This is a genomic window from Halorubrum gandharaense, from assembly GCF_054654575.1.
The window spans coordinates 251564-276919 of record NZ_BAAIET010000001.1 but is presented as its reverse complement, the minus strand read 5'-3'; the positions used below and the strand labels follow the sequence as shown (position 1 = coordinate 276919).

Sequence of the window (25356 nt, the reverse complement as noted above, 5' to 3'; positions counted from 1 at the left end):
CGCGACTGCGTCCACGCGCCGTGAACTACCCCACCCTACTCGCTCACGGCTGACGCCGTTCGCTCCTTGAGGGTGGGGCTTCCTGTTTCTACGACGCGCTTTGCAGATACAGGTGTATCCACAGCGAGCGCAGTCTCCACAGGCGTTGATTCGGAGTGAACCACTCCTACTTCTGCAAGACCGCGAGAAAGAATATTCCACGCTGCATTCGCGTCCCTGTCCGCTTCAAACCCGCACGAGGGACACGAGTGTTCACGAACCCACAGTGGCTTGTCCGTCTTGACACCGCAGGAGGCGCACTCCTTCGTCGTGTCTGTCGGGTCAACAGCGACGAAGTGGGCCCCCTCGCGCTCGCACTTGTATTCGAGCATCCGCAGAAACGTTCCCCATGCCGCACCTGCTCGATCCCGCGAGTTTCCGGGGAGTTCGACCAGTCCCTTCGCGTCCAAGTCCTCGACCGCCACCAAATCGTACTCGGTGGCATAGTAGTTCGACAACTTGTGGAGGAAGTCTCGTCTCTTCCGCTTCAGGTCGGCGTGGCGTTCGGCAACGACCTGCCGTTGTTGTTCCCAATTCGCAGAGCCGTGTTCCTTCCGTGAAAGGTTGCGCTGGGCGCGTTCCAACCGTTCACGCTCGGCGCTGAAGTCGGGACTCTCGATGGCATACCCGTCGGTGTCGTGCGCGTACTTGAGAATCCCCACGTCGATGCCGACGACCTTCTCGGGCGTCTCCGGTTTCTCAGGCGTGGCTTCGTCCACATCGATACCGAACGTGGCGAACCACTCACCTGTGGGTTCCTGCTTGACCGTGACCTGTTTGAGTGTTGCGTTCTCGGGGATGTCTCGGTGGAGATGTATCGGAACCTCACCGATTTTGCTCAACCATAACACGGACCGACCACTCGTATTCTTGAGTTCGAAGCCGGACTGGTTGTAGGTGAGCGACCGATACTTCCGGGGCGGTTTCCACTTGAGCATTCCCACGCTGCGTCGGTTCTCCTTCTGGGCTTTGAGCGTGGAGAGGTTGTCGTAGACGCGCTTGACGACCATTTGGAGAACTTTCGAGTGGACATCTCCGAGGTCGTCCCACCACGATTTGAGGGTGGGAAGTCGTCCCTGCACCTCGTAGCGGGCGGGAATATCGTCTGCCTTGTTGAGCAGGTAGAGAACGTGGTTATACAGTTGCCTACAAGTATCGATGTGAGACAGAAGTGCCTCAGCGAGGTCTTCTGACGGGTTCAGTCGATACTTGTAGTTGTACTGCATGGTCTACTCGTCTGGGTTTGGTTCGGAGACGCGGACGACTTTCACGTCGGCTCCGCGCCAGCGTTTGGGAACGATGACGTGGGCACTATTCCCTGACGGTTTTGCAGTCCCGTCGAGAACTTCCTCGCCTTCAATTTCAAATCTATCCATCACCCTTGTATAGACTATGGATAGACATAAAGGTAGCGGTGGGCCTGTGGGCCGAGTGGTGAACGTGTTTGAGAACCGTGCGGCGTTGACGAGACGCTGTGCGTCTCGTTCGCGCACAAGAGCTCCGCTCTTGTGAACGCTGTATCCCCTCCCTACTGCGCTACTCGGTCGCTTCGCTCCCTGCGTTGCTCCTTGAGGAAGAGGACTTAGCACCTAATTCCAGTTAAAAACGCTCGCGTGGCGTGTGGACCCTCCGCAACCTCCGATATCCGGGAGACGAAAGCTTGAAACGCGCCTCGGGCGAATCACGCACCATGGAACTGCGGGTCATCGAGAAGACCGACACGGAACTCCGCATCGAGATCGCCGGCGAGGACCACACGTTCATGAACGTGCTGAAGGGCGCCCTGCTGGAGGCCGAGGACGTGACCGCCGCGACCTACGACGTGAACCCCGAGCAGTCCGGCGGCCAGACCGAGCCGATCCTGACGGTGAAGTCGGAGACGACGGACCCGCTCGACTGCGTCGAGGACGCGGCAACGTCGATCACCGACAAGACGACGGAGCTGCGCGACGCGGTCAAGGCGGCGTAACGCCGACTGCCGATCCCCGACCTTCGAGCGCCCTCCGTTCTCCCGTTCGCGTATCCGCCCGAGAGCGACGGCGCCGTTACTCGCCGGCGGCGTGGTCGGCGTCGCTTAAAAGGACTGGAGACGGTGGGTGGTCAGCGGCCGACACCAGCCGGCGAACGGCGGTCGCCGGGCGACGGCGAGCACCGCTTCAGCGCCAGTCGCTTTCCGGGACGATGTCCGCCTCCTCGACCGTGATCCAGCGCGCGGTGCGCTCCTCGGGGTCGAGGTCGGCCTCGAAAAACGTCCACTCGGTCACACCCGTCGGCTCACGCGTTCGCCGGCAGACGAGCTCGCCGTCGTCGTCGCTCGCGGTGCCCATCCCCGTGGCCTGCGCTCGTGGCGGCGGCGTGTGCATACGCGACCGTTTGCTCGTCATCATTTAATAGATGTTGCTTTCGATGGATCGCCCGGGAAACCTATTGAAAACTGCCGGCCGGCGCTACAGGCGGACGGGGACGCCGCGCTCGTCGAGATACGCCTTCGTCTCCTCGATGGAGTACTCGCCGTAGTGGAAGATGGAGGCGGCGAGGCCGGCGTCCGCGTTTGCCTCGGTGAACACCTCGTGCATGTCCTCGGGCGAGCCGCAGCCGGAAGAGGCGATGACGGGCGTGGAGACGGCGTCACACACCGCCTTCATCAGGGGCACGTCGTAGCCGTCCTTCGTGCCGTCGCGGTCGATGGAGTTGACGAACAGCTCGCCGGCGCCGCGCGCCTCGGCCTCCTCCGCCCAGGCGACGGCGTCGATGCCGGTTCCCTCACGGCCGCCCTTTTTCGTGCACTCGAACCAGACTTCCTCGCCGTCCTCGTCGGTGACGTAGCGCTCGCCCTCGTCGTCGTACCGCCGGCGAGCGTCCACGGAGATGACGATACACTGCGAGCCGAAGGCGGCGGCGCCCTCCTCGATCAGCTCGGGGCGTTCGAGCGCGCCGGTCGTGATGGACACCTTGTCGGCGCCCGCGCGGAGCGTCTCCTTGATGTCCGCTTTCGTGCGGATGCCGCCGCCAACGGTGAGCGGGATGAAACACTCGTCGGCCACCGACCGGACCACGTCCAGCATCGTCTCGCGCCCGTCGGCGCTGGCAGTGATGTCGAGGAAGACGAACTCGTCGGCGCCCGCCGCGTTGTACTTCTTGGCGAGCTCGACGGGGTTGCCGGTGTACTCCAGGTTCTCGAAGTTGACGCCGGTGTAGACGGCGGCGTCGCCCTCCTCGTCGAGGTCGACGTCGATACAGGGGATGATACGCTTCGTGAGTCCCATTCGTTGCCGGAAGTTGGCGGCCGGCGTGGTTAAAAGGCCCGACGCCGGCGAGGATACGCGGGCGCCGTCGCTGGTCGCTGGTCGCTGCAGGCCAGCGGTCACCGGCGACCGATAGATACGACTGGCCCCGGTTCGAACTCCCCTCATGACCGATGCGGCGGACGCGACGACGGCCGAGGCGAACGGCGTACGCGCGACCTACGAGGAGACGGACGCCGAGCGCCTGCTGACGTTCACGCACGACGGGAGGACGGCGACGGTGGCCCAGAACGTCGACGGCTACGCGATGTTGAAGGTGCGCCGCGGACCGGATGGCGACGAACTGGAACGCTACTATGGCTTCGACATGGCACTCGACCACGCCGCGGAGCTGCTCGGCGTCGACGTTCACGACCTGCCGGTTCCCGAGGCCGCCGCCGACATGGGAATGTGAGCGGGGGCGACGTGGCCGCACCCGCGGACGAAGCCGACACGGACGCCGGCGTCCTCGCGGCACGGCTGGCGACCGAGGTCGCGACACCACACGCAGCTCGTGCCGCCTCCCGGATCGACGACGATCCGGTGCTCCGCGAGGCGGCCGACACGTGGGCCACCTTCGTCCGCGAGGCGCACGGCGACGTGTTCGCGCAGACCGACGCCGATCCGACCGCCGCGTTCGCCGACGCGCTCGCGTACGACCGCGTCGTCGACGAACTCCTCGACGTGGTCGAGGACGGCGTCGGCGTTCGGGTGACGAACCGTGAACCGTCCGCGAACACCGACCTCCTCGACGTGGCGTTCGACGACCTCCACGACCGGATCGGCGGCGAGGAGTCGGCCGATTCGCCATCCGCGGTGACCGCCGACGCCGTCATCCACACGCTCGACGACGGACTCCTCCGCGAACTCCACGAGCGCGTGGTGTCACCGGCCTACCGTCGCGCGCTCGGTCAGTACTACACCCCTCGGGGGGTCGCCGACCTCGCCATCGATGAGCTTCCGGAGCCACCCGCATCAACGGGCGAGCTCGACCGCGTGCTCGATCCCGGCTGCGGGTCGGGCGTTTTTCTGGCGGCCGCCGTCGAACGCGCTCTTGACGGGTTCTCCGCTCCTCCCGACGGCGCGGTGCGGAGTATAACCGACGCCGTCGTCGGGTTCGACCTCGACCCGCTCGCGGTCAAAAGCGCCAAACTCCGGTACCTGGCCGCGCTCGCCGAGCCGCTCTCCGGTTCCGAGCGCGAGACCGTCTCACTGCCGGTCTTCCTCGTCGACGCCGTCGGGATCACCCACGACACCCGGATCCGGTTTCGGGGGGAGCCGTTCGCCGGCGGCATCGATGCTGACACACCGGACGACCCGATCGCGGACCACCTCGTCGGCAATCCACCGTGGATCACCTGGAGTGACCTCCCCGACTCCGTCCGGGACGCCTGGCGGTCCGGGCCTGTCGACCGGCTCGGGCTCTCCGTCCGGGAGGGTGCCGAGTCGCTGTTGGGCCACGCCAACGACGACGTCTCCGTCCCGTTCCTGTGGACCTGCATCGACCGCCACCTCGCGAGGGGTGGCACCGTGAGCGTGGTCTGCAAGCGTGGGCTGATGAAGGGTCCAGCCGGCCGCCTCTTTCGGGAGGGAAGCGTCGGCCACCGCCGACTCGCCCCCGCGCGCGTCCACGATTTCACGCATCTCGCGCCGTTCGGCGACGGCGTGAACGCCGATGCCGCCGTCTACACCCTCCGTGCGGACCGGGAGCCGACGTTTCCAGTTCCCGCCGTCGCGTGGTCGCGGCCGCCGGGCGATGGGGTGGAACCGACCGACACTCCCCAACGCGCGACGTTCGACTCCGTCGCGACCATGCGCCGGCGACTGGCCCGCCAGGAGACCGGGCTCACGCCCGTGGACCCGGAGGATCCGGCCGGATCGTGGGTCCGCACCGACGCCGACCGGCGGGCGCTCGGCGAGTGCGAGGTCCCGATCCGCCACGGGGTGAAAGACGACGCGGCGGCCGTGTTCGGGATGGACGACGCCGACCTCGACCGGGTCGAGCCCGACCGGGTGTTCCCGTACCTCAAGTCGAAACACGTGGTGAAGTTCGGGCTGTTCGGGCACGAGCACCGGCTCGTTCCGATGGACGCCGCCCACGAGGACAACGAGGCCGCGCTCCGCGACGCCTGCCCGGAGACGTACGCCTACCTCCAGGACCATCGCGACCGACTGGCGGCACGCTCCTCGTCGTGGCTGGAGAAGGGGCCGTTCTACAACGTGTTCGGCCTCGGCGAGTACACGTGGGCACCGTACAAGGTCGTCTGGTGCCGGCTCGGGTTCAAACCGCACTTCGTCGTGGTGTCGACCGTCGACGACGACCTGCTCGGCGAGAAACTCGTCGTCCCCGGCGACCACTGCATGTTCGTGCCGACCGACGACGAGCGTGAAGCCCACTTCCTCTGTGGTCTGCTCAACTCCGAGAGCTACCGCCGCGCCATCGAGGCCGTCACGGGCGGCGGGAAGTCCGGCCTCTCCAAGTCGGTCGTCAGCGAGCTCGCCCTCCCCGAGTACCCCGACACTGAGGCCGCCGAGCGCGTCGCCGACCTCTCCCGGGAGGCCCACGGGATCGTCCCCGAGCACGTCGACGTGAGCAAGCGCGCCTACAATCGGACGACGATCCCCGAGCTGGCAGCCGTGCGGGCTCGGATCGACGAAACGGTCGACGCCATGCTCGCGGCCGGCGAGCTCCCGACGGAAGCGGAGGCGGACGTAGCACAGGACGAGTGACCGCCGGCGAATACGCGACCGACGCGCCTCAAAAGGGGATCCGGCGCGCTCAGAGCCCGAGGTACATGTCGAGGAACACTTCCTCAAGCAGGAACATCAGCACGAAGCCGACGACGAACCCCATCGTGTTCGCGCGGGTCACGACGGAGGCGGCCTCCAGCCGAATCAGGCCGACGACCTCAAGGACCACCTGTAGGATCGCGCCGATACCGACCGCGAGCAGCGCCGCTGCCAGCATCGGCGAGTAGGCGACGACGCCGATCCACCCGCCGAGGACGAGCGGCCCGCCGGCGATCAGCCCGAGCGCGGCGAAGTGGCGCAGCGGTGGCGTCTCCGCGTCGCGCGCGACGGCGGCCACCACCGTCGGCCCCTCGGTGATGTTGTGGATCAGAAACCCGATCACGAGCAACAACACGAGCTCGACCTCGCCGATCATGAAGGCGCCGCCGATGGCGATCCCCTCGCCCACGCTGTGGAGACCGAGGCCGACGGCGACGAGATACGCGACGCCGAGTCCACGGCTCTCGGTGTCACGGAGCTTCCGGTGACTCCACCGGCTCGCGCCCATCACGATCAGGAACGTCACCACGCCCGCGGCGAGCGCGACGCCGCCGGCAAGCAGCGGGTCGGCGGCCTCGCCGGCGTAGTCGATCGCCTCCTCGGTCATCTCGACGGCGACGAACGCGAGCACGCCGGCGGACAGTGCCAACACCGCGTGCAAATACACCGGATTCAGCCGGCGGATGTACGGGAACCACAACATGCCGATGGCGACGGGGACGATCCCGACGAAGAGACTGATGATCGTGATCGTCCATAGCACCTCACCGGTCGAAGCATCGGCCATCGCGCCGGCATCACCAAACGGAGACGTGAAAAACAACAGCGCCAACACGGCGCCGAGGATCACGAGCGGACCGACCGCGAGCGCCCATCGAGGCAGCGAGTCGGTCGGTGACGACACTCCGGGATCAGAAGAACTCATCTATCGTACTTCAAGATTAGATACGTCTAATCTTAAATGTGGCTATGAGTGAAGGAGTCACACGCCTCGACGCACCGGCGTAGGCCCACCCTCCGACTCCGCCCCGTCCGGATCAGTCGGCGGCGTCCTTCCACTCGCCGACACCCGAGGGGTCGAGGTGGACGTGGACGTCCCCGACGCCGTCGAGCGCGCGAAGCTGGTCGACGAGCTCCGTCTCGATATCGTGGGCCTGCCGGAGCGTCATGCTGCCGTCGACCTCGACGTGCACCTCCACCTCGATGTCCGTCCCGTCGTAGAAGACGGTGAGGTCGTGGATCCCCTCGACGGCCGAATGCGACCGGAGCGCTTCGGCGACGCGCTGACGGTCGTCCGCCGGCGGGGCCGCGCCCACGAGATACGTCACGTTCTCGCGGGCGATCTCCACGCCCTGGTGTACGACCAGCAGGCTGACGAGCGCGCCGGCGAGCGGGTCCAACACCGGCACGTCGAAGAGCACGCCGAGCACCCCCACCGTCGCCGCCACCGAGGTGTAGATGTCGTTGAGACAGTCGGTGGCCAGCGCCGCGAGCGCCGTCGAGTCGAGGTCGGCGTTCACGCGGGTGGTGTACCAGTACAGCAGGTACATATCAATGATCGCGAACGCCAGGGCGCCGAGCATGACCGGGCTGAACCGCACGTCCGTGCCAAACCGGAGCCCGTTGATCGAGCTCCACAGCAGGTTGATCCCGAGCAGCACGATGAGCGCGCCGACGAACAGCGCCGCCAGCGGCTCGATCCGCTGATGGCCGTGCGGATGCTCGTCGTCGGGGTCGTCGTAGCGTGTCCCACCCCACACCAACACGACGAGACTCGCAACCAGATCCGCGACGGAGTGCGCGGCGTCGGCCACGAGGGCGACGCTGCCGAACAGGAGTCCCGCCGTTCCCTGCACGACGATCTTCGCCGCGTTGCCGAGGACGTTGACGCCGGCGGCCCGCCGAAACCGCCGTTTCTCGTCGGTCCTCGTCTGGGCCCCCATACTCCTCGTCGTCCGCCCCGCTTCTTAAGGAATGCGTCGCTGATCGGCGGGACGAACTATAGCATTAGATATAGCGGAATACGATTTAGAAGTACCATTTCGGACATAATTGTGTCGGGTTTGACACGACGAAATTTGTGTGGTCAACGGAAGAACAGAATTAGCGTGGCTCAAGCAGCCGGTAGATGTTGGCCTCGTACGTCTCGCGCACCTGGTCGCCCCAGTTGTGGGTGTAGGTGTCGATGACGTCGTCGGCCACGTCGCCACGGAGATACTTCACCACGCCGCGATCGCCGGTGCGGTCACGGAGGTGCGTGGTGAAGAAGTGCCGGAAGTAGTGGGGAGTGACGTTCTCGGCTGCGCCCCCGCCGGTGCGGTACCAGCCCACCTCGCGGGCGTACCGCTCGACGACGTGGCGGACGGCGTCCGGATCGAGCCGCTCGCCCCAGTCCCCGCTCGTGCCGACGAACAGGGGGTCCGCCGGCGAGCGCGAGTCCGGTCGCACCGCCAGCCACGCCTTCAGCGTCCGAGCGAGCTCGTCGTCGACGGGGATCACCGTACCCCGCTTGCGCTTGTTCGAGGCGGTTCGCACCTCGCCGTTGAGCGACTCGCCGACCGCGGCCTCGTCGGTGACGTACAGCGAATTCGGGCGGTTCGACAGCGTCGGCCGCATGCCGAGCGCGTACGCCTCGTCGAGCTCCGGGTCGTCGACGGCGAGATCCCGGAGGTCGAGGTTGCAGAGCTCACCGACACGCATGCCGGTTTTCAGCAACGTCACGACGAGCGCTCGATGTAGCGGATGGCGTACGTCGGCAACGAACGACCGCATGGCCGCGACCGGCACGTCCCGGCGTGCGGGGTCCTTGTCCACGGTTTCGTCCATCTCCTCCATCACGAGGGTCATGGGGTTCCCGTCGAACGCCCCCACCTGGGCCATGTACGCGTAAAACCGGTGGAGGTAGGCGGCGTACGTCGCCACCGTGCTCTCGCCGACCTCGCCCCGCAGCGAGTGGACGAACGCCATGCAGTCGCGGTGGCTCGCGTCCGCCGGCGTCGTTGCCCCGCCGGCGGGCCCACCCTCGGCGAGGAACGCCTCGAATCGACGAAGCACGCGCTCGTACGACTCCCGCGTGCGCCGACTCTTCCCGTGGTAGGTGAGGTCCTCGATGAAGTAGCCGACCGGATCCTCGGCGGCCTCCCCCGCGCCGGCGTCGGCACCACCCTCTCGACTACTCATCGACGAGCGCGTACCCGCCCTCGCGGGGACGGTACCGAACGCGGTTGCGATCCTGTAGCGAGTCGAGCGCCTGCTCCAGCCGATCCTCGAAATTGCCCGAGAGATCCTCGACCAACGCGTCCCACGAACGGGCGCCGCCGGCGAGCGCATCCTCGACCCGGGTTTCGAGGCCATCACCCCTAGGGTCATCCCCCTGATCACTGCCCTCCTCGGGGTTACTCGAATTCTCGACCGAGAACCCCCGTCTCCCGGCCTGTACCATCGTTCTGAGGAACTCGCTTTGGGACATCCCCAGTTCGTCGGCGTGCGCCTTCCACTCGGATTTCTGATATTCGGGCACGTACGTCTTCACCGCGCGCCGGTCCGTCTCGTCGTCGGTGCTCATCCGTTATCGGCACCTCTCGGGCAAGCACCTTGAATCTATCCCACAATTCCGGATAAGGGACTTTATCCGAACGTACCACACTACAAAACGGTGGTCGTATCTAGAATATCTTGATTTGAAGTACTATCTAGTAGCCTATCTGGTCCTACATAATAAGATATGATTCCCCCTCCGATTCTGATTGTGTTCACAAGAGTAGGACAGGATTCGGCGCTGCAGAGCGGGTCCGATCATTCGACGGTTGCTTTCGGAGAGCGAGGGTGCCAGCGCTCGCCGGCGCACTCGTCATCCATGAACGATAAACGACACTCTACGATACGCTCGCTCACGGACGCCGGCGGGCGCTGGCGGACGGCACAGCCGGGAGAAGCGGAGAGCGTTCAGACGGCGATCTTCGAGTCGGGTTCGGGCGCCACGAGGAGGTCACGGGCGCGCTCGATGGCAGCGCCGGACTCTGCAACGTTGCGCATGAGCACGGTTTCGCTGGGGAAGAGGTGTTCCCCTAGCACGAGCCCGTGGTCGCGCGCGGTCGAGCCGGTGACGGTGAGATAGACGCCGAGGCCCGTGCGGGCGATGGCGGCCTCCTCTTCCTCGTCGGGGGTCGGATAGGCGAACTCGACGTGTTCGAGGGCGTTCGTGCCGAGCACGGCGGCGACCAGCCGCTCGTATCGCGGCGAGATACAGAGGGATCCCTCGTAGCTCGCGACGAACTCGCGGTCGAGTTCGTCGCCCGACGGGAGAATCTCTGGGTCGGCCATCAACGTGTGGTAGACGGTGTCCCCAAGGCCGTTGACGACCCGCACGTCGGTGTCGCGGGGGTTGATCCGCTCGTTGATGTCGGCGAGCGTCTCGACGCCCTGCGGGCGGAGCTCGACGACCTCCTCCAACACGAGGTCAGCAGAGTCGAATCCCAGCGCGAACTCGTGGGTCCGAAGCGCCCGAAACGGCTCCTCGCGGCCGACGAGCTTGATGGAGACCCCATCGAGCTCGACGGTGGCGGCGTCGAAAACGATCCGCCGAGGCTTGCCGTCCCTGTCGTCACGCATCAGCGTGAACTCCGGTTCGTCCGGCTCTCCGGGCGCAGAGTACTCGGCGAGCCGCTCGTAGGGACCACGTTCGGCCGTCATGTTCCCCTTGGTGACCGCCTTCTCGTAGCGGAGCGTGTTGCTCACGCGGTCGGCGAGCGCGTCGAGCTCCTCGCGGTCGCCGACGTTCGCGATCCGCTCTAACACGGCTTCGAGCGGTCGTCCCTTCCGAGGGACGGCAACCGGCACGATCTCACTCATTGCCGTCACTCGGTGGTCGGCGGTAAAACGGGTTGTGTTTCCGGCCGAACTACGGCCCGAACGCCTCGTTGAGGCGCTCGCGGAACGCGTCCAGCTCCTCCAGCTGGTCGTGGATCGCCTCGATCTCGGCTTCGACATCGCCCAGATCGTCGCCCAGGTCCTCCTCGACCGCCGTCAGTCGGGTGTCGACCTCCGCGAGGTCGTCCCAGATGTCGCCGAACTCGGCGTCGTAGGTGTCGAGCGTCGCCTCCGTGTCGGCGACGCGCTCGTCGGTGTCCTCAAGCGACGCGGCGGTCGACTCCAGCTCGTCGTACAGCGTGCTCACGTCGTCGCTCAGGTCGTCAAGCGCCTCGTCGAGACCCGTCATCTCGGACTCCACGCTTGCAACGTCGTCAACGACGCCCTCGACGGTTCCTTCCACATCGTCGACCGTCTCCTCCACGTCACCCACGGAGCGTTCGACGCGCATGACGGTCTCCTCGACGCCAACGAGGGCGTCTTGTACGCCGCCGACACGCTCGTCGAGCTCCTCGCGCTCCGTCGCGGCCGAATCCGCACGGTCGACGAGCGCGTCGACCTCGGATTCGACATCGTCAAGGCGGTCCTGCAGCCCAGAGAGCACCTCCTCGGCGGTTCCCTCCTCGTCGAGGAACGCCTCAAGCGCGTCGGTGTACGCCTCCATGTCGGCGACGCTGGACTGCAGCCGGCTAATACGGACGTCGACGCTCCGCGGGACGCCCTCGCCGAGCGACTCACGCAGGAGTTCGAGGTCCTCCTCGGCGGCCTCGCCCGCACGAACCTCCGCGGCGAGCGCGGCGGCGACGCCGCCCTCGGGCGGTGCTGCGGTGGTCGCGGCAGGCGCACGTTCCGTGTCGGGTTCCGGCGCTTCCTCTTCGTCCGCGCCCGCTCCGGTTTCGGCTTCCGCGTTCTCCTCTACGGCGACCTCCTCGTCGGTCGCCCCGCTCCGGCGCGTGACTGCAGCGGTGGTCGTGGTCGCGAGCTCGCGGGGCTCGACGGATTCGGGTGCAGCAGGCTCGTCGGCCCCGTCGCCTTCGTCCGCTTCCTCCGCAACGTCGATGTCGCCGATGTCGGCCGTTTCGGCGTCCTCCGCCGCTTCCTCCATCCCTGGGAGCGTGGTCCGGTCACCCGAGAGCACCTCGCGGACGGCGTCGCTGTCCTCGCCGAGGACGTCCTCGATCTCCTCGCCGACGGGGACGTGCTCGATAACGGGCGTCGAGAGAAAGCCGTCGAGATCGGGGTCGTCCGACCGGATTCCGAACACCGTGCGGACCTCCTCGCCGGGTTCGAGCACGCGCTCGAACTCCACGCGGTGGTCCTTGTAGGCGGTCCAGTTTTCGCTTTCGTAGTCGGGGTGAAAGCCAACGCGGTCCATCGGGAACGACTCGGGGATCGAGTCGACGATCCGCACGCGGGCGGCCTCCTCACGCGAGGAGGAGAGGTCGTACGTCACCGCTGGCACGGGGAACTCGTCGTCCGTGAAGGACTTCTCGACGCGTACTCCGTCCTCCTCGACGGTCATGGCTGCTTCCGCGGTCCGTTCGCTCATGGCTCAAGCGTCCGCAAGGAAGGGCTTAAATCACACGGGCCGGGTTTCGTCGCTGATAATCCTCACGCGGCGAGTATCGCCTCCACGCCGGCGGCGAACGCGGCGCTAAGCGTGCCGGCGAACCGGCCGTGACCCCTGCTGACGGCTCAGAGGTCGATCCGGTCGCCGATCTCCGCGATCTCCAGACGCTGTGGGTGCTCAAAGCTGTTCGCGTGGGCGTGCAACGCCGTCGGATCGGCGGTGAGCCCCTTCCACATGTCCCAGTGTGTGGGGAGCAGCCGGTCGAGTTCGAGGGCGCTTGCGGCCTCCACGATCTCGTTTTCGTCGCTGTACCACTTGGTGCGGACCGGATCGCCCGTTTCCTTGTCGGGAACGGTGCCGACGGAGCCGAACGCGAGGATGCCGAGGTCGATGTCGAACGACTCCGCGAGCCCCGCGAACGACGGCGAGGGCTTGCTGTCGCCGGCGTGGAACACGGTGCCGGCGTCGTGTTCGATCACGTAGCCAACGGGGTGAGTGGAGTCGGGGTCGAACGTCTCGACGACGTGGACGGTGAACTCGCCGATGCGAAGCTCGTCGCCCTCACGCACCTCCTGAAACTGCTCGTCGGAAACGTCCCACTCGTCGGTCCACGACTCCTCCTCGCGTGCGACGGCGAGCGAGTCGTCGGGCCCGAGGAACTCGGCGTCCGTGTTTGCGAGGATCGGCGCCTGCGAGGGGCCGTGCGTGTGGTCCGTGTGCTCGTGCGTGGCGAGGACGGCGTCCGCACCCTCGACGTCCTCGGGGTCGAACGGGATGGGGATCATCCGCACCGTACGCGGCGGGTCGCCGGTGCCCACGTACGGGTCGATCCAGAGAACGGTCCCTTCGCTACCCTTGATTGCGAAGCCGTTACAGCCGAGGTACCAGAGTGCGACCGTGTCGGGGTCGGCGTCGGCCACCGCGTGCGGCAACCAGTCGCCCCAGTCGGAGTTGGTCATAGAGCAGACTGTGAGGGGCAAATCCGTAATCGTTCCGGAGTCGGTGGGAATTTGCACGTCATTTGGTAACACACAAGAGCGATCGAAGTCAGTCTTATACACTATAAGACGCTATACAGAATTATGGCGGATCAGGATGGCAGAGATTCGGCATGCTCGCAGCTACAAACCACCAACTGATTGATATTCTCTGGCCGTTACAACTGGTCAGCCTCCTCGTGTTCTACGATAATTGTCAAAATTGTATATAGGTAATGGTTAGAAGCGAGGGCCGAAAAGGAGGTGCTTACGGGTTCCACAGCTACTGACTGTTATTTTTCAACTTCGTGGAATTGATTCCGAGACTCGTGTTCCCATGAGCAGGTATTGGTGGAAATCAAACGGCATAACCAGCAACAGACGTAACTTCTCACAAAATGGATTTCGTCGAAAAATATCAGACAGTGTTTGTTCTCGTCGTTATCGGCGGCGGCCTCGCAGTGGGGCAGGTTTCTGGCGTCGCTCCTGTCGCTGACCAACTGATTCTTCCATTTTTGATGGTAATGCTGTTTGCCGCGTTCGCCGGAATTCCACTTTCTCGACTCCGGTCGGCGTTCAAAAATCGTCGTGTGGTCGGGTCAAGTCTTCTGATAAATTTCATCTGGAGTCCGCTGTTGGCGGTGGCACTCGGCGCGATATTTCTGCGAGACCACCCTGCCCTGTGGGTCGGACTTATTATGCTGATGGTGACGCCATGTACGGACTGGTATCTCATCTTCACCGACATCGCGGGCGGGGATGTACCGCTGGCAACCTCTATTCTCCCGTACAACCTCGTTCTCCAGTTGATACTACTTCCGCTCTACCTGTACGTCTTCGCGGGCGAACTGGTTACGTTACCGGTGGAGTTGCTGGTCGAAAGTGTCGTTCTCGTGCTCATCGTTCCGCTCGTGCTCGGCGGAATTGCTCGGTGGGGGTTGACTCGTCAGATGGGCCAGCAGTGGTTCAATCGGCAGTTCCTTCCGAAGTTGAGCCCGCTCCAAATCATCTTTTTAAGCCTCGCTATCGGCGCGATGTTCGCCTCGCAAGGTGAGGTGATCCTTGAGAATCCCGGACTGCTAGCACTCCTTGCTGTTCCCGTAATCGTCTTCTATGCGATCAACCTCGGCATCGGGTTTGGCGTCGGGCGAGTGCTCTCGTTTTCCTACAAAGAGATGGTTTGTTTCAACAATACTATCCTCTCACGGAACTCACCGACAGCCCTCGCAATTGCCGTTGTCGCGTTTCCACACGAACCGCTCATCCCGCTGGCATTAGTGATCGGACCGCTCTTAGAACTCCCTCTCCTCGGAGTGATTGCACATATCCATGTAGCAATTAGAGATCGAGAGTGGTGCCCGTTTGACCCTGCTATCCTGTTCAGCAGAGGCTGACAGGCTATTCAACATAACACTATGAGATTCGAGGCCGACTCGAACCGCATTTAGAATGGGCTACAGTTCAGTCAGATTCAGCCGCATGATAGACCGACTTCAACGACGGGCTTCGAAGAGCGAGGTATTTTCAGGTTACAACCTGTAACATAAATCTCTTCGGCAACCTCGCCATCGTCGTCCACAACGGCGACGTGCGAGTCATCCTTATGAAGGTTGATTCCAAGGTAGTACCCTCTGGAGTGGAGCGTGTGTGGACGGTGTTACAACTATGCGATGAGATCCATCCATTTCGTTAGTCAAGGTGGACTGGGCGTAAGTCTAGGGACTTCCAGAAATACTAATTTTTTACTGCCCGTAATTTGGGACAACATATTTAGGGATTAGGGATGTCTAATTTAAGTAATGATGCTAAGCGCTGTGATGGAGGATTACATTAAGGCAATCTACCACCTCCACAAAGAGAACGAGGAGAGAGTCCGGACATCGGAGATCGCTGACGAACTCGACGTGACTGCGCCCACGGTGACAAGTATGCTCGACAAACTAGAAGAGCGGAACCTCATCGAGCGCAAAAAGTACAAAGGCGTCTCGCTGACGGCACATGGAAAGCGGGTAGCCCTTGAAATCATCCGCCATCATCGACTCCTTGAAGCTTATTTAACCGAACATCTCGATTATTCGTGGGCAGAGGTCCACGAGGAAGCGGATCGGCTCGAACACCACATCAGCGACGAGTTTGTCACGAGTATAGCTGCGGCACTTGACGATCCAGAAACCGACCCACACGGCGATCCGATTCCTAATTCGACGCTCGAACTTCCGGATGGCGGACCAGGGATTGCCCTCTCGGAGTTTGAGGAGGATACGATAGTCATTGTTGAACAAGTGAGCGACCGGGATTCGGAAGTCCTCGAATATCTGGCCGACCATGAGATCACTCCCGGAACCGAACTTACAGTCCGTGAGGTTGCACCGTTCGGGATGATCACTGTTCTAGCCGGTGATAATGACCAACCAGTCTCACTCCCACAACACATTGCCCACCACGTGCGTGTCGCCACTGTGGAACCAGCACAGGTGTTTTATTAGGCTCAATCTAATATACCTATAGCAAAACTTTTTATTTAGCCCAATCAAATTTGGCTTGATGAACGCAGATTTCGGCTCGGATGCGATTTGCGGTACCGACGATAGACTCACTGGATCGAGTGCTAACGCGCCTAGCCTGTCCGACACGACTTTTCCTGTTGGTGATGGCTCATGAGGGAATCACCGTACGAGCAGCTTCCTCGGTCGGTATTGTTTCTCGGACCATTCATCGTTCTCGGTGCAGCAATTGCGCTCTTAGCAATCACCTCTCCGCTTGGTGACTTGGAGGCAATTGAAACCGCCACAACAGGTGAGGTGCTTGGGACAATGGTACTGATCGGACTCATTGTCGGAATTATCCCTGTTGTGATTGGGATGCTCTGGTTCCCGTTTATGCGGACACTCGATCACAGTAAACTCCATATTGTGTTAGCACTCTCAGCCGGGGTCCTCGCGTTCGTCGGTGTAGAAATGACGGAAGAAGCAATCGAGTACGCTGCGGCGGCACCGTCGCCAAGTCTTGCAGCAGGGTTAGCTATCGTTGGATTCATCGGGACGCTCCTCCTGATGGTTGGCGTGAGCCGGTGGAGTCTTGCTCGCGCTCAACAGAGCGGAAACCGAGGGCTCGGCGTTGCGTACTTGGTTGCACTCGGGCTTGGCCTGCACAGCCTCGGTGAAGGTATCGCAATCGGGAGTTCCCTATTGCTGGGTGAAGCAGCACTCGCAACGTTATTGATTGTTGGCTTTATCCTCGATAACGTGACAGAAGGGCCGACCGTAGTTGCTGCCGTTGCCCGTGACGCCGAAGCACCACCGCTACTTCATTTTGCAGCTCTCGGCGTGATTGCGGGCGGTCCCGTCGTGCTTGGCGGCTGGATCGCTGCTGTCGCCTTTTCACCGGTTATGGCAGCTGCACTCCTTGCAGTGGGGATTGGTGCAATCGCCCAAGTGATCTGGCAGGTGGTAGACCTCATCAAATTCGACACGCCGCAGGTACTCACCCGCGCAAATATGAGCGGCTTTGTCGGTGGATTCGTCTTCATGTTCCTTCTTGACGAGGTGTTTATCGATATGATTCTCCTGTAACATCCTCCGCACCCTGATGGGCGCGGCTTCCCGTACGGCAGGTGGGATATTTGCAGGTCTACGACACGACCTGCTCTCTCGTGCGAAACATCCCGCTCTCGCGGTCGAATAGGTGTATCGATGACTGTGCAACACAGCCATTACTCCTCTCCTCGCCGTGAGGATCCGGAGTTATCTTTTGTCACGTATTCTCCGATCCGTAACAATCTGCGTTGGCCATCAACTCACACGGTGAGCAGACGTACAAGCCACGTTCCACGCGATTCGACTTCGTGTCGTCGCCACAACGTGACCAGGTTTTCGACGTCTCCCACTCGTTTTCTTGCAGTACCTCAACACCACGTATCTCACCTTTGTACGCGAGATACTGGTAGAACAGTTATCAGGGCGAGATTACGCTCCTCTGAATCTTGTCAGAGGGTCCTGCTGAACGCAGAGAAAGGTCGTTGCACTATCAGTCAGTAGATCTGATCACGAGACAATATAACAGATGTTAGATATAGTGGAAGTTTCGATGAATGCACCAATACTTATTCAGTTTCTTTCTGTTTACGGTACGCATATGGGCGAGAATTCCGAGCGACCGTGGCATATCACACTAACAGATAATCGTATAATGAAATTTCTACTCACGAACAAATACGTTCAACCAACTGTCCATGTAATTATGGTAGGGATTTTCTTTTTAGCTATCTGGGAGGGGCTCACAGGTCCACAAGACCCTGGGTCCAACTTCGGTGCGGTCGCCTTTTTTGAGTTGTGGTGGATACCCGTGATGTTGTTTAGTCTGGTTCTTATCGGGCGCATCTGGTGTTATTTCTGTCCGATGGGTGCGATCGTGCGGTTCACACAACGATTTGGCCTCAAGCGACACTTTCCGATGTTTGCGAATACGAAAACGACGGTACTCGGGATCTCTATTTCCGTCGTGTCAATTACGGCGATTACGTTCATTCTCGCTCGAATGCCGATGTACAATCTTGGAATGGTATTCGATCCACAACTGATTTCGTACTTCTTCTTGATCAGTACCATCCTCGCAGTTGGTGTGAGTTTAGTCTATCAACGACAAGCGTTCTGCCGGTACGTCTGCCCTGCTTCGGGAGTAATGACTGTCACCTCCCGGTTGTCACCATTCGAGTTGCGCCAAGAGGCCGAAACCGGAGTGCAGTGCGCGACGCTTGAATACAAGAGTGAGTACCTGTCTTCAGACCGCCGCTGTGTTTCCTGTATGAACTGTACAACGGAACAGCCTGACGAAGATGTCGGTCTCCGTGCTCGGTGGCCAGGTGCCGCAGCCATACGACAACGAATTCCACTCCCCGACGAAGCGATTCTCATCATCGTACTGTGGGCCGTGTTCCCGATTGACCACGTCCTCTCCGATCACATTGTCACCGTCACGAATGCTGAAGCGTTCATCCCTGGAGATTGGGTTGATATCTATGCTTACTTCGCCAGTCTCCTTCTCGCGTTTGCAGGGTACCTCACAGCGACTGCTGTCGGATCATGGTGGAGTGGAATCGACTGGGAAGAATCGTTCACATGGCTGGCGTACGCCTATCTTCCGTGGGCTGTCCTCTTCATGCTCGGAAATCATGGCATCCCCGGCTTTCTTGAGAGCGGTGGGGCTGCACTGAACGTCTTCTTCACCACGTTCGGAATTCCGATTACTCTGTCTGAGTCCCTCGTCAGTGAGTCAACGATCGCCGTTTGGAATAGCTTCAATGCGACGCTTCTCCCGTGGATCGGTGTCATCTGGGGCCTCGGTATCGTCTGGTTCGCGTTCCGTCGATTCAATTTCTCCAAGCGAACGATTGTACGAAGTCTTCTCCCACATGCGGTCTTACTGGTTGCTACGACGGCATGGGTCGTGGTCGAAGTGTTGTGGTGATATTTATCTGATGAATACTTTGGCGTTCTGTTCACCTCCTGTAGTGAACGGATAGTTTGGTCCAGATAGGGCGTAGGAATGCCATGTGAATCGTTCTATGACTCCCTCTAGTGGCAAGGCCAAACCACTGGTACCTGTTTATCATGGAATCAGACAGTATAAGGAGACGGCTCCAGGCACGAGTTGACCACCTCTTTCCGCTGTCTAATGGCCCGACGACTCCACGTTCCGAGAAGAATAGGAGGAACTAGTCAAAGTATTATTATTAACTCACTTGGAACACACTGATAAAGGAATACTAGAATAAGGGTAATAGATAGCAGATGAATTCATAAGACCTCAACGAGTAGTGTGACTCAATGAGCGAGTCAGTTGAAAGAACCGACGAAGTCCAATTCGATGTTCCTGAAATGGACTGTCCGTCGTGTGCAGGGAAGATCGAAAACGCACTCGACAGTATCGAAGGCATTATTCAGTATGAGACGCGGCCAACGACCGGAAAAGTCGTCGTAACGTATGATACGGCGAGCCTCTCGACTCGTGATCTCGTACGCGCAATCGAACACGCTGGGTACGATGTTGTTGATTCTTCAGTTGAAACCTCGACACCAGGTGCCGAGTCCCAGGGTTCGGAGGCACATGCTCATCATGACGAAATGCCGGGAAGTGTCTGGAAAAGCGAGCGCGCCATCAAAACCTGGATCAGTGGGGGATTTGCCCTCGCAGGCCTCTTCATCGAGTTCCTACTGATCGGCATCAACACTGAAGTCGCCATCATTCTCGGAAGAGATCTCTTCGTTGCTGATATCCTCTTTCTCGCCGCTGTCGGAACCGCAGGCGAGATCATCCTTCGGAACGGGTACTATTCCCTCCGGAATCGGAGCCTCGACATTGACTTGCTGATTTCGATCGCTATCATCGGTGCGCTCGCGGCCAGCCTTGGATTCGGCGCTGGACTGTATTTGGAAGCCGCACTGCTGGCATTCCTGTTTAGTGTGGCCGAACTCTTGGAACGGTACTCGATCGATCGGGCCCGCAACTCGCTTCGAGAGTTGATGGATCTCTCACCCGACGAGGCGACCGTTCGCCGCAACGGCGAAGAGATCTCCCTTCCCGTCGAGGATGTCGAGATTGGTGATGTCGTACTCGTTCGCCCCGGAGAGAAAATCCCGATGGATGGGGTCGTTATCGACGGTGAGAGTGCTGTGAATCAGGCACCGATCACGGGTGAGTCCGTCCCGGTCGATAAAGTCGAAGGTGACGAGGTATACGCCGGGACCATCAACGAATCCGGCTACCTTGAAGTCGAAGTCACGTCTGAGGCGAGCAACAATACCTTGTCCCGGATCATCGAGATGGTCGAGGACGCGCAGGCGGCCAAGACTGAGCGAGAGAAGTTTGTTGATCGGTTCGCATCCTATTACACGCCTGTTGTCGTGGTACTTGCGGTGCTCACCGCAGCTGTTCCACCGCTTCTCATAGATGAGCCAGTGACGGTTGAACTCGCCGCAGGATACGCCCACACCTTCCCGGCGGCGTGGGAGGTCTGGTTCCTCTACGGTCTGACGCTACTAGTCCTCGCCTGTCCGTGCGCGTTCGTCATCTCGACGCCCGTTTCAGTTGTCTCAGGTATCACGAGCGGAGCAAAAAACGGAGTCCTGATCAAAGGTGGAAATTACCTTGAAGCGATGGGCGACGTGGACGCGATCGCCATGGACAAGACCGGGACGCTCACGAAAGGTGAACTCACAGTCACTGATGTGATCCCGTTGAACGGGTATACGGAAGCGGATGTCCTTCGATGTGCTCGCGGGCTCGAAGCCCGGTCCGAGCATCCCATCGGTGAGGCCATCGTCGAGCACGCCGCAGGTCGGGATATCGAGACACCCGAGGTGCAGGAGTTCGAGAGCATTACCGGCAAGGGGGTCGAGGCGGCTGTTCACGAGAAGACCCACTATGCTGGCAAGCCCGGCCTGTTTGAAGAACTTGGCTTCGATCTCAACCACGTTCATGCGGCGACCGATGGTGGCGTCGTAACAACGAAAAGTCGAGAACTATGCGAACGAAATGACTGTCTCGACCTCCTTGATGAGGCGATTCCTGAGCTACAATCCGAGGGGAAGACGGTCGTCTTGATCGGGACCGAGGACGAAATCGAAGGGGTCGTCGCGGTGGCTGACGAAATCCGCCCGGAAGCGAAGGCGACCATCACACGTCTCCACGAGCTCGGCATCCGGGAGATAATCATGCTCACAGGCGATAACGAACGGACTGCCCGGGCAATTGCATCAGAACTCGGCGTTGACAACTATCGCGCTGAACTCCTGCCGGAAGAGAAGGTCAATGCCATCGAGGAACTCGACGACACGTATGACGGGGTTGCAATGGTCGGCGATGGCGTGAACGATGCACCCGCATTGGCGACGGCGTCGGTCGGCATCGCAATGGGCGCGGCTGGAACCGATACCGCATTGGAAACCGCTGATATCGCACTGATGAGTGATGATCTTTCCCGTTTACCGTACCTGTATGACCTCTCGCATAAGGGGAATAGCGTGATCCGGCAGAACATCTGGTCGAGTCTCGTTGCGAAGGGCCTGCTGGCTGCTGGCGTTCCCTTCGGTTTGGTTCCAGTCTGGGCGGCAGTGCTCATCGGTGATGCCGGCATGACTGTGGCCGTCACTGGAAATGCGACGCGGTTGTCCCGGATCGAACCAGATGAGCTTCTCGAAGCCAAAACACCGACATCATGAGTGGAGATACGTCCCGAGTCCGGTCGGTGCTAGTCGGCATCGGTTTGGCTGTCGGAGCAATAGGCGTTGGCCAGCTCGTTGTACTCGTGGCCGCATTAGGGCTTCTTGGAATAGGGATTTCTGTCTACGACAGACCAGCAATTCAACTCGGTGTCAGTACGGTCATGGTGCAAGGCGTTGCGTTTGGCGGAATCGCATTGCTGTATCTCAAATTCAGTCAGAGGGGAATCAGCTTCATACGCGTTCGAATACCGACGCGCCGTGATATCGCGTGGACGATCGGTGGATTCCTCGCCTTGCTGGCAGCCCTGTGGGCGATCACAACGATAATCGAATGGTTCGGTATTGAGTCGGCACAAAACCAGATTATTACGCTAGCAGAGCAAGAGCCCTCAGTGTTCCTCCTCCTCATCGTATTTTCCTTCTTGCTCGTCGGGCCAGGCGAAGAACTCCTCTATCGAGGAGTCATTCAAGGACGCCTCCGAGAGACGTTTTCTGCCCCTCGTGCAGTAGTTCTTGCAAGCGCACTCTTTGCAGCTATTCACGGTCCATCGCTTCAGGGGGACGGAAAATGGGTCTATATCGTCACCGTCTTTGTCCTTGCCCTGATTCTCGGTGGAGTCTACGAATATACCGACAATATCGTCGTCCCAGCCCTCATTCACGGAGCGTATAATGCGACCATCTTCGGTGTAGCATACATTTCAACCACACAAAGCGGGAACGTAGCTGTTGTGGAACCAACTGGAAGCAGCCTGTTCCTTTCCCTTCTTGCTGTCATCAGTGTCATTACACTCTCAGGTTTGGTCAATGTGTCGACAGAGTCGATCAAATCGTTCGTCGCCTCATGTTGTCCACCTCGGTATCACATCGTAAGAACTGGGATTATAATGCTCGGAGGAATACTCCTCGTGATGGGACTTCTATTTGGCGAGATCACGAATAGTAGGTTCGCCTTCAACATAGTGGAGGGGATGGTTCTTGCGAACTGACTCCGCTGAGGCTTCTAGTTGCAGCCTCTGTGGGCGCGAGATACCGCCATTCAGTATCGAGGACGAGACCGAGGCAGTATTTTGTTCGACAGGGTGTCGGGACGTTCATTCGACACTCGGAGGTCCTGAGCCGCAGGATAGTGAGATCGCGCCGACAGATGGAGGAGACATCGATGATGAAATAGGGAAAAGAAATGACACCTCCGATGGCCAAGAGGGAGAAATTGTCCGAACGTTCCTTCGGATTGACGGTATGCACTCCGCGACGTGCGAAGTCTTTCTAGAATCGGTTGCCGGAAAACAGGACGGTGTCAGTGACGCCGAGGCAAGCTACGTAACGGAGACGATACGGATTACGCACAATCTCGATCAGATTTCAAAAACAGATCTCTGTGATGCGCTAAGCACGCTCGGGTATACGGCCTACCTCCGTGAGGAGACCACAGACACTACCCAGAATTCGACAAACACGACGCTCCAATCGCGAGAAATGGCCGGAATTCGGAAACGTCGAGACGACCAACTCTTGGAAATGCGATATGCTGCGGGCCTGCTCTTCGGTGCGTTCTTGATGATCCCGTACGTGACCATACTCTATCCGACCCACCTCGCGTCACTCTTTGATTGGGAGGCGCTCCAGATGTTCGACGGTGCATTCCAACTGGATAGCCAGGGTGGGCTCGTGTTCCTACGTCTTTACTTCATATTGACCGGTGTAATCCTCTTTTTTACCGGGCTGCCAGTGCTACGCGGCGCGTACATTAGTCTGAAAATGCGACGCCCGAACACAGACTTGCTCGTTGCGATCACTGCCATAAGCGCATACGTCTATAGCACGGTTGCAGTTTTGGTCGGTTGGAACGACATCTACTACGACCTTACGATAGTGGTCGCGGCCGCCGTGACAGCGATGATGTTCTACGAGTCATCAATCAAACAACGCGCACTGAACCGACTCACGGATCTGACCGTCTCACAGGTGGACACCGCGCGGGTGTATGAAACGGGTGGGACAACGACAGAGGTTGCAGTTGACAACCTCGCGCCGGGTGATCGCGTCCTTGTCCGGCAGGGCGAACGAATCCCGGTAGATGGCATGCTGGTTGAAAGCAACTGTACCGTTGATGAAGCGGTCGTCACAGGAGAATCGCTCCCGGTGCTGAAGCGAACGGGTGATACTGTTATTGGTGGATCGGTCGTTACGGATGATGTGGCTGTTGTTAAGGTTGGCGAGAGTGCCACGAGTAGTATCGACCGGATCACGGCCGCTGTCTGGAAGTTACAGAGTGCCGATCACGGCGTCCAGCGCCGCGCGGATCGACTGGCGGCACGTGTCATCGGGCTAGTCGGCGGTTCGGCCGTCCTCATCGGTGGTGCAGCGGTATTGCTCGGTGTCGAACCACCAGAGATCGTTTTACTAGTGTTGATGGTTCTGTTCGTCGGATCACCATGGGCGCTTGGGCTTGCGACTCCGCTGTCAGTGGCAACTAGTCTCGAAGAAGCGGTGCAGCGAGGTATTATCGTCTTTGACGAGACGGTTTTCGAACGGCTCCGAGACATCGATATCGTCGTCTTCGATAAAACAGGGACGCTCACGACAGGGGAGATGGACGTAATCGAAGCCGATGCGCCGCCGGACCTATTGGAGGTGGTCGCTGAACTAGAGCAGCGGGCATCTCACCCAGCTGCGAACGCGATCGTGACCGCATTTTCCCACACCGATGACGGTGGAGAACCCAAGCCTCCTCGCTCTGATGACGGTGTGATCGACGAACGAGACAACGAACAGAAGAAGACAGGCCGAATCAGAGAGTTCACGAGTCACGCGACAGGAATTGAGGGAATAGTGGAGGACAGAGAGACCCTGGTCGGTAACCTCGATCTCTTCGCAGAACAGGAGTGGACAGTGAGCGATGACATCGAATCGCGGGTCGCTGATGCCCGCGGATTCGGTCAACTCCCAGTCATCGTTGGGCGAGATGGCACTGCAGAAGGGATCATTATTGTCGGTGACGAGCCGCGAGAGGGGTGGGATGAGACGATAACGCGTCTGGGAGAACGTGGAACTGACGTCGTGGTGTTGACCGGTGATGACGAAGAAGCCACTGACTTCTTCAGCCGGCATGCACATGTCACGCACGTGTTTGCAAGCGTTCCGCCTGAAGGGAAAACGGCAGCGATCCGGCGGCTTAAATCCAAGGGACAAGTCGCTATGGTCGGTGACGGAACGAACGATGCACCAGCACTTGCAGCGGCTGATCTTGGTATCTCGCTCGGCGGAGGAACTGCCCTCGCGGCTGATGCAGCCGATATTGCAATCGCTGACGACGAAATTCGCTCCGTTGAGATGGCGTTCGACCTTGCCCGCGCCGCGCAACAACGTGTCAGGAGGAATAATGGATTAGCCTTCGTTTATAATGGGATTGCGATCCCTGCCGCACTTGCTGGTGTGTTCAACCCGTTGACGGCCGCTGTTGCGGTGATTGCAAGCGGTGGCCTTATCGCCGCCAATAGCTCGCGAAAGTTGATAAAAAGTGACTATTAATAGCTGCTCATCTGTGGTGACAGACGTTCAGTATATGTGCGCGCTCATCCCGACCAGTCGTAACTTCCAGT

The 25356-nt window shown here is 60.4% G+C and carries 21 protein-coding genes and 1 pseudogene; 10 read left to right on the top strand and 12 right to left on the bottom strand.

The window, feature by feature from the left end:
* Positions 1-35: 35 nt before the first annotated feature.
* Together ACYQ07_RS01365 and ACYQ07_RS01360 are read right to left on the bottom strand one after the other, a co-directional pair.
* On the bottom strand, positions 36-1265 hold the full coding sequence (locus ACYQ07_RS01365) for an RNA-guided endonuclease InsQ/TnpB family protein (protein WP_459876304.1): 1230 nt from the start codon (positions 1263-1265) through the stop codon (positions 36-38).
* A 3-nt stretch (positions 1266-1268) separates the two neighbouring features.
* Entirely contained in the window at positions 1269-1415 is a 147-nt protein-coding gene (locus tag ACYQ07_RS01360) for a DUF2080 family transposase-associated protein (RefSeq protein ID WP_459876301.1), read from the bottom strand.
* Between the two features lie 314 nt (positions 1416-1729).
* Here ACYQ07_RS01360 and ACYQ07_RS01355 point away from each other — a divergent pair, with 314 nt between their 5' ends.
* The gene (locus ACYQ07_RS01355; RefSeq protein WP_459876298.1) at positions 1730-2008 is read left to right on the top strand and encodes a DNA-directed RNA polymerase subunit L; all 279 of its coding nucleotides are present in this window, start codon (positions 1730-1732) and stop codon (positions 2006-2008) included.
* A 187-nt stretch (positions 2009-2195) separates the two neighbouring features.
* Here ACYQ07_RS01355 and ACYQ07_RS01350 read toward each other — a convergent pair whose 3' ends face one another.
* Both ACYQ07_RS01350 and hisF read right to left on the bottom strand, forming a co-directional pair.
* A complete protein-coding gene (locus ACYQ07_RS01350) occupies positions 2196-2402 on the bottom strand; it encodes a DUF7511 domain-containing protein (RefSeq protein WP_459876296.1) in 207 nt (68 codons plus the stop codon).
* An 84-nt stretch (positions 2403-2486) separates the two neighbouring features.
* Complete coding sequence (gene hisF / locus ACYQ07_RS01345; protein WP_459876293.1) at positions 2487-3305, bottom strand: imidazole glycerol phosphate synthase subunit HisF; 819 nt, start codon at positions 3303-3305, stop codon at positions 2487-2489.
* A gap of 145 nt (positions 3306-3450) precedes the next feature.
* Between hisF and ACYQ07_RS01340 the strand changes: the two genes are divergently transcribed.
* On the top strand, positions 3451-3738 hold the full coding sequence (locus ACYQ07_RS01340; protein ID WP_459876290.1) for a DUF7111 family protein: 288 nt from the start codon (positions 3451-3453) through the stop codon (positions 3736-3738).
* The gene (locus tag ACYQ07_RS01335; protein WP_459876288.1) at positions 3735-6053 is read left to right on the top strand and encodes a type I restriction endonuclease subunit M; all 2319 of its coding nucleotides are present in this window, start codon (positions 3735-3737) and stop codon (positions 6051-6053) included. Before ACYQ07_RS01340 ends, ACYQ07_RS01335 begins: the two co-directional genes overlap by 4 nt.
* 49 nt (positions 6054-6102) lie before the next feature.
* Here the strand turns inward: ACYQ07_RS01335 and ACYQ07_RS01330 are convergent, their stop codons facing one another.
* From ACYQ07_RS01330 to ACYQ07_RS01300, 7 genes are all read right to left on the bottom strand, one after another.
* Positions 6103-7038, bottom strand: a complete 936-nt coding sequence (locus ACYQ07_RS01330) for a ZIP family metal transporter (protein ID WP_459876285.1) — start codon at positions 7036-7038, stop codon at positions 6103-6105.
* Between the two features lie 112 nt (positions 7039-7150).
* Positions 7151-8056 (bottom strand): cation diffusion facilitator family transporter, encoded by a 906-nt coding sequence (locus ACYQ07_RS01325; protein ID WP_459876282.1) that lies wholly within the window; start codon positions 8054-8056, stop codon positions 7151-7153.
* A gap of 160 nt (positions 8057-8216) precedes the next feature.
* Positions 8217-9293, bottom strand: coding sequence for a tyrosine-type recombinase/integrase (locus ACYQ07_RS01320; RefSeq protein WP_459876278.1), 1077 nt, complete (start codon positions 9291-9293; stop codon positions 8217-8219).
* A complete protein-coding gene (locus ACYQ07_RS01315) occupies positions 9286-9678 on the bottom strand; it encodes a DUF5805 domain-containing protein (protein WP_459876275.1) in 393 nt (130 codons plus the stop codon). Before ACYQ07_RS01315 ends, ACYQ07_RS01320 begins: the two co-directional genes overlap by 8 nt.
* Before the next feature lie 380 nt (positions 9679-10058).
* Complete coding sequence (locus ACYQ07_RS01310) at positions 10059-10964, bottom strand: phosphoribosyltransferase HisG-related protein (RefSeq protein WP_459876272.1); 906 nt, start codon at positions 10962-10964, stop codon at positions 10059-10061.
* A 49-nt stretch (positions 10965-11013) separates the two neighbouring features.
* A complete protein-coding gene (locus ACYQ07_RS01305) occupies positions 11014-12531 on the bottom strand; it encodes a hypothetical protein (protein WP_459876269.1) in 1518 nt (505 codons plus the stop codon).
* Between the two features lie 146 nt (positions 12532-12677).
* On the bottom strand, positions 12678-13511 hold the full coding sequence (locus tag ACYQ07_RS01300) for an MBL fold metallo-hydrolase (RefSeq protein ID WP_459876266.1): 834 nt from the start codon (positions 13509-13511) through the stop codon (positions 12678-12680).
* A gap of 416 nt (positions 13512-13927) precedes the next feature.
* Here ACYQ07_RS01300 and ACYQ07_RS01295 point away from each other — a divergent pair, with 416 nt between their 5' ends.
* The 3 genes from ACYQ07_RS01295 (at position 13928) to ACYQ07_RS01285 (ending at position 17101) form a co-directional block, all read left to right on the top strand.
* Positions 13928-14923 carry an arsenic resistance protein gene (locus tag ACYQ07_RS01295; RefSeq protein ID WP_071401727.1) on the top strand — a complete coding sequence of 332 codons (996 nt, stop codon included), beginning with the start codon at positions 13928-13930 and terminating at the stop codon, positions 14921-14923.
* Between the two features lie 405 nt (positions 14924-15328).
* Positions 15329-16015, top strand: coding sequence for a metal-dependent transcriptional regulator (locus tag ACYQ07_RS01290; protein WP_071401728.1), 687 nt, complete (start codon positions 15329-15331; stop codon positions 16013-16015).
* A gap of 171 nt (positions 16016-16186) precedes the next feature.
* Positions 16187-17101: a ZIP family metal transporter gene (locus ACYQ07_RS01285; protein ID WP_071401729.1), complete on the top strand. Its 915-nt coding sequence runs from the start codon at positions 16187-16189 to the stop codon at positions 17099-17101.
* Positions 17102-17159: 58 nt separating this feature from the next.
* Here the strand turns inward: ACYQ07_RS01285 and ACYQ07_RS01280 are convergent.
* Positions 17160-17474, bottom strand: a pseudogene (locus ACYQ07_RS01280) (zinc ribbon domain-containing protein); the annotation flags it as partial.
* A gap of 189 nt (positions 17475-17663) precedes the next feature.
* Between ACYQ07_RS01280 and ACYQ07_RS01275 the strand changes: the two are divergent.
* The 4 genes from ACYQ07_RS01275 (at position 17664) to ACYQ07_RS01260 (ending at position 25285) form a co-directional block, all read left to right on the top strand.
* Complete coding sequence (locus tag ACYQ07_RS01275) at positions 17664-18995, top strand: 4Fe-4S binding protein (protein WP_076584436.1); 1332 nt, start codon at positions 17664-17666, stop codon at positions 18993-18995.
* A gap of 359 nt (positions 18996-19354) precedes the next feature.
* On the top strand, positions 19355-21748 hold the full coding sequence (locus tag ACYQ07_RS01270) for a heavy metal translocating P-type ATPase (RefSeq protein WP_071401731.1): 2394 nt from the start codon (positions 19355-19357) through the stop codon (positions 21746-21748).
* A 26-nt stretch (positions 21749-21774) separates the two neighbouring features.
* Positions 21775-22740 (top strand): CPBP family intramembrane glutamic endopeptidase, encoded by a 966-nt coding sequence (locus tag ACYQ07_RS01265; RefSeq protein ID WP_236996025.1) that lies wholly within the window; start codon positions 21775-21777, stop codon positions 22738-22740.
* The gene (locus tag ACYQ07_RS01260) at positions 22730-25285 is read left to right on the top strand and encodes a heavy metal translocating P-type ATPase (protein WP_071401732.1); all 2556 of its coding nucleotides are present in this window, start codon (positions 22730-22732) and stop codon (positions 25283-25285) included. Before ACYQ07_RS01265 ends, ACYQ07_RS01260 begins: the two co-directional genes overlap by 11 nt.
* Positions 25286-25356 lie beyond the last annotated feature (71 nt).

Excerpts from the sequence above, each read along its gene's own strand:
- ACYQ07_RS01340 (WP_459876290.1), top strand. The coding sequence starts at position 3,451 with ATGACCGATGCGGCGGACGCGACGACGGCCGAGGCGAACGGCGTACGC.
- ACYQ07_RS01295 (WP_071401727.1), top strand. The coding sequence starts at position 13,928 with ATGGATTTCGTCGAAAAATATCAGACAGTGTTTGTTCTCGTCGTTATC.
- ACYQ07_RS01275 (WP_076584436.1), top strand. The coding sequence starts at position 17,664 with ATGGGCGAGAATTCCGAGCGACCGTGGCATATCACACTAACAGATAAT.
- ACYQ07_RS01315 (WP_459876275.1), bottom strand. The coding sequence starts at position 9,678 with ATGAGCACCGACGACGAGACGGACCGGCGCGCGGTGAAGACGTACGTG.
- ACYQ07_RS01305 (WP_459876269.1), bottom strand. The coding sequence starts at position 12,531 with ATGAGCGAACGGACCGCGGAAGCAGCCATGACCGTCGAGGAGGACGGA.
- ACYQ07_RS01290 (WP_071401728.1), top strand. The coding sequence starts at position 15,329 with ATGATGCTAAGCGCTGTGATGGAGGATTACATTAAGGCAATCTACCAC.
- hisF (WP_459876293.1), bottom strand. The coding sequence starts at position 3,305 with ATGGGACTCACGAAGCGTATCATCCCCTGTATCGACGTCGACCTCGAC.
- ACYQ07_RS01360 (WP_459876301.1), bottom strand. The coding sequence starts at position 1,415 with ATGGATAGATTTGAAATTGAAGGCGAGGAAGTTCTCGACGGGACTGCA.
- ACYQ07_RS01310 (WP_459876272.1), bottom strand. The coding sequence starts at position 10,964 with ATGAGTGAGATCGTGCCGGTTGCCGTCCCTCGGAAGGGACGACCGCTC.
- ACYQ07_RS01350 (WP_459876296.1), bottom strand. The coding sequence starts at position 2,402 with ATGCACACGCCGCCGCCACGAGCGCAGGCCACGGGGATGGGCACCGCG.
- ACYQ07_RS01285 (WP_071401729.1), top strand. The coding sequence starts at position 16,187 with ATGAGGGAATCACCGTACGAGCAGCTTCCTCGGTCGGTATTGTTTCTC.
- ACYQ07_RS01355 (WP_459876298.1), top strand. The coding sequence starts at position 1,730 with ATGGAACTGCGGGTCATCGAGAAGACCGACACGGAACTCCGCATCGAG.
- ACYQ07_RS01300 (WP_459876266.1), bottom strand. The coding sequence starts at position 13,511 with ATGACCAACTCCGACTGGGGCGACTGGTTGCCGCACGCGGTGGCCGAC.
- ACYQ07_RS01365 (WP_459876304.1), bottom strand. The coding sequence starts at position 1,265 with ATGCAGTACAACTACAAGTATCGACTGAACCCGTCAGAAGACCTCGCT.
- ACYQ07_RS01325 (WP_459876282.1), bottom strand. The coding sequence starts at position 8,056 with ATGGGGGCCCAGACGAGGACCGACGAGAAACGGCGGTTTCGGCGGGCC.
- ACYQ07_RS01270 (WP_071401731.1), top strand. The coding sequence starts at position 19,355 with ATGAGCGAGTCAGTTGAAAGAACCGACGAAGTCCAATTCGATGTTCCT.
- ACYQ07_RS01330 (WP_459876285.1), bottom strand. The coding sequence starts at position 7,038 with ATGAGTTCTTCTGATCCCGGAGTGTCGTCACCGACCGACTCGCTGCCT.
- ACYQ07_RS01320 (WP_459876278.1), bottom strand. The coding sequence starts at position 9,293 with ATGAGTAGTCGAGAGGGTGGTGCCGACGCCGGCGCGGGGGAGGCCGCC.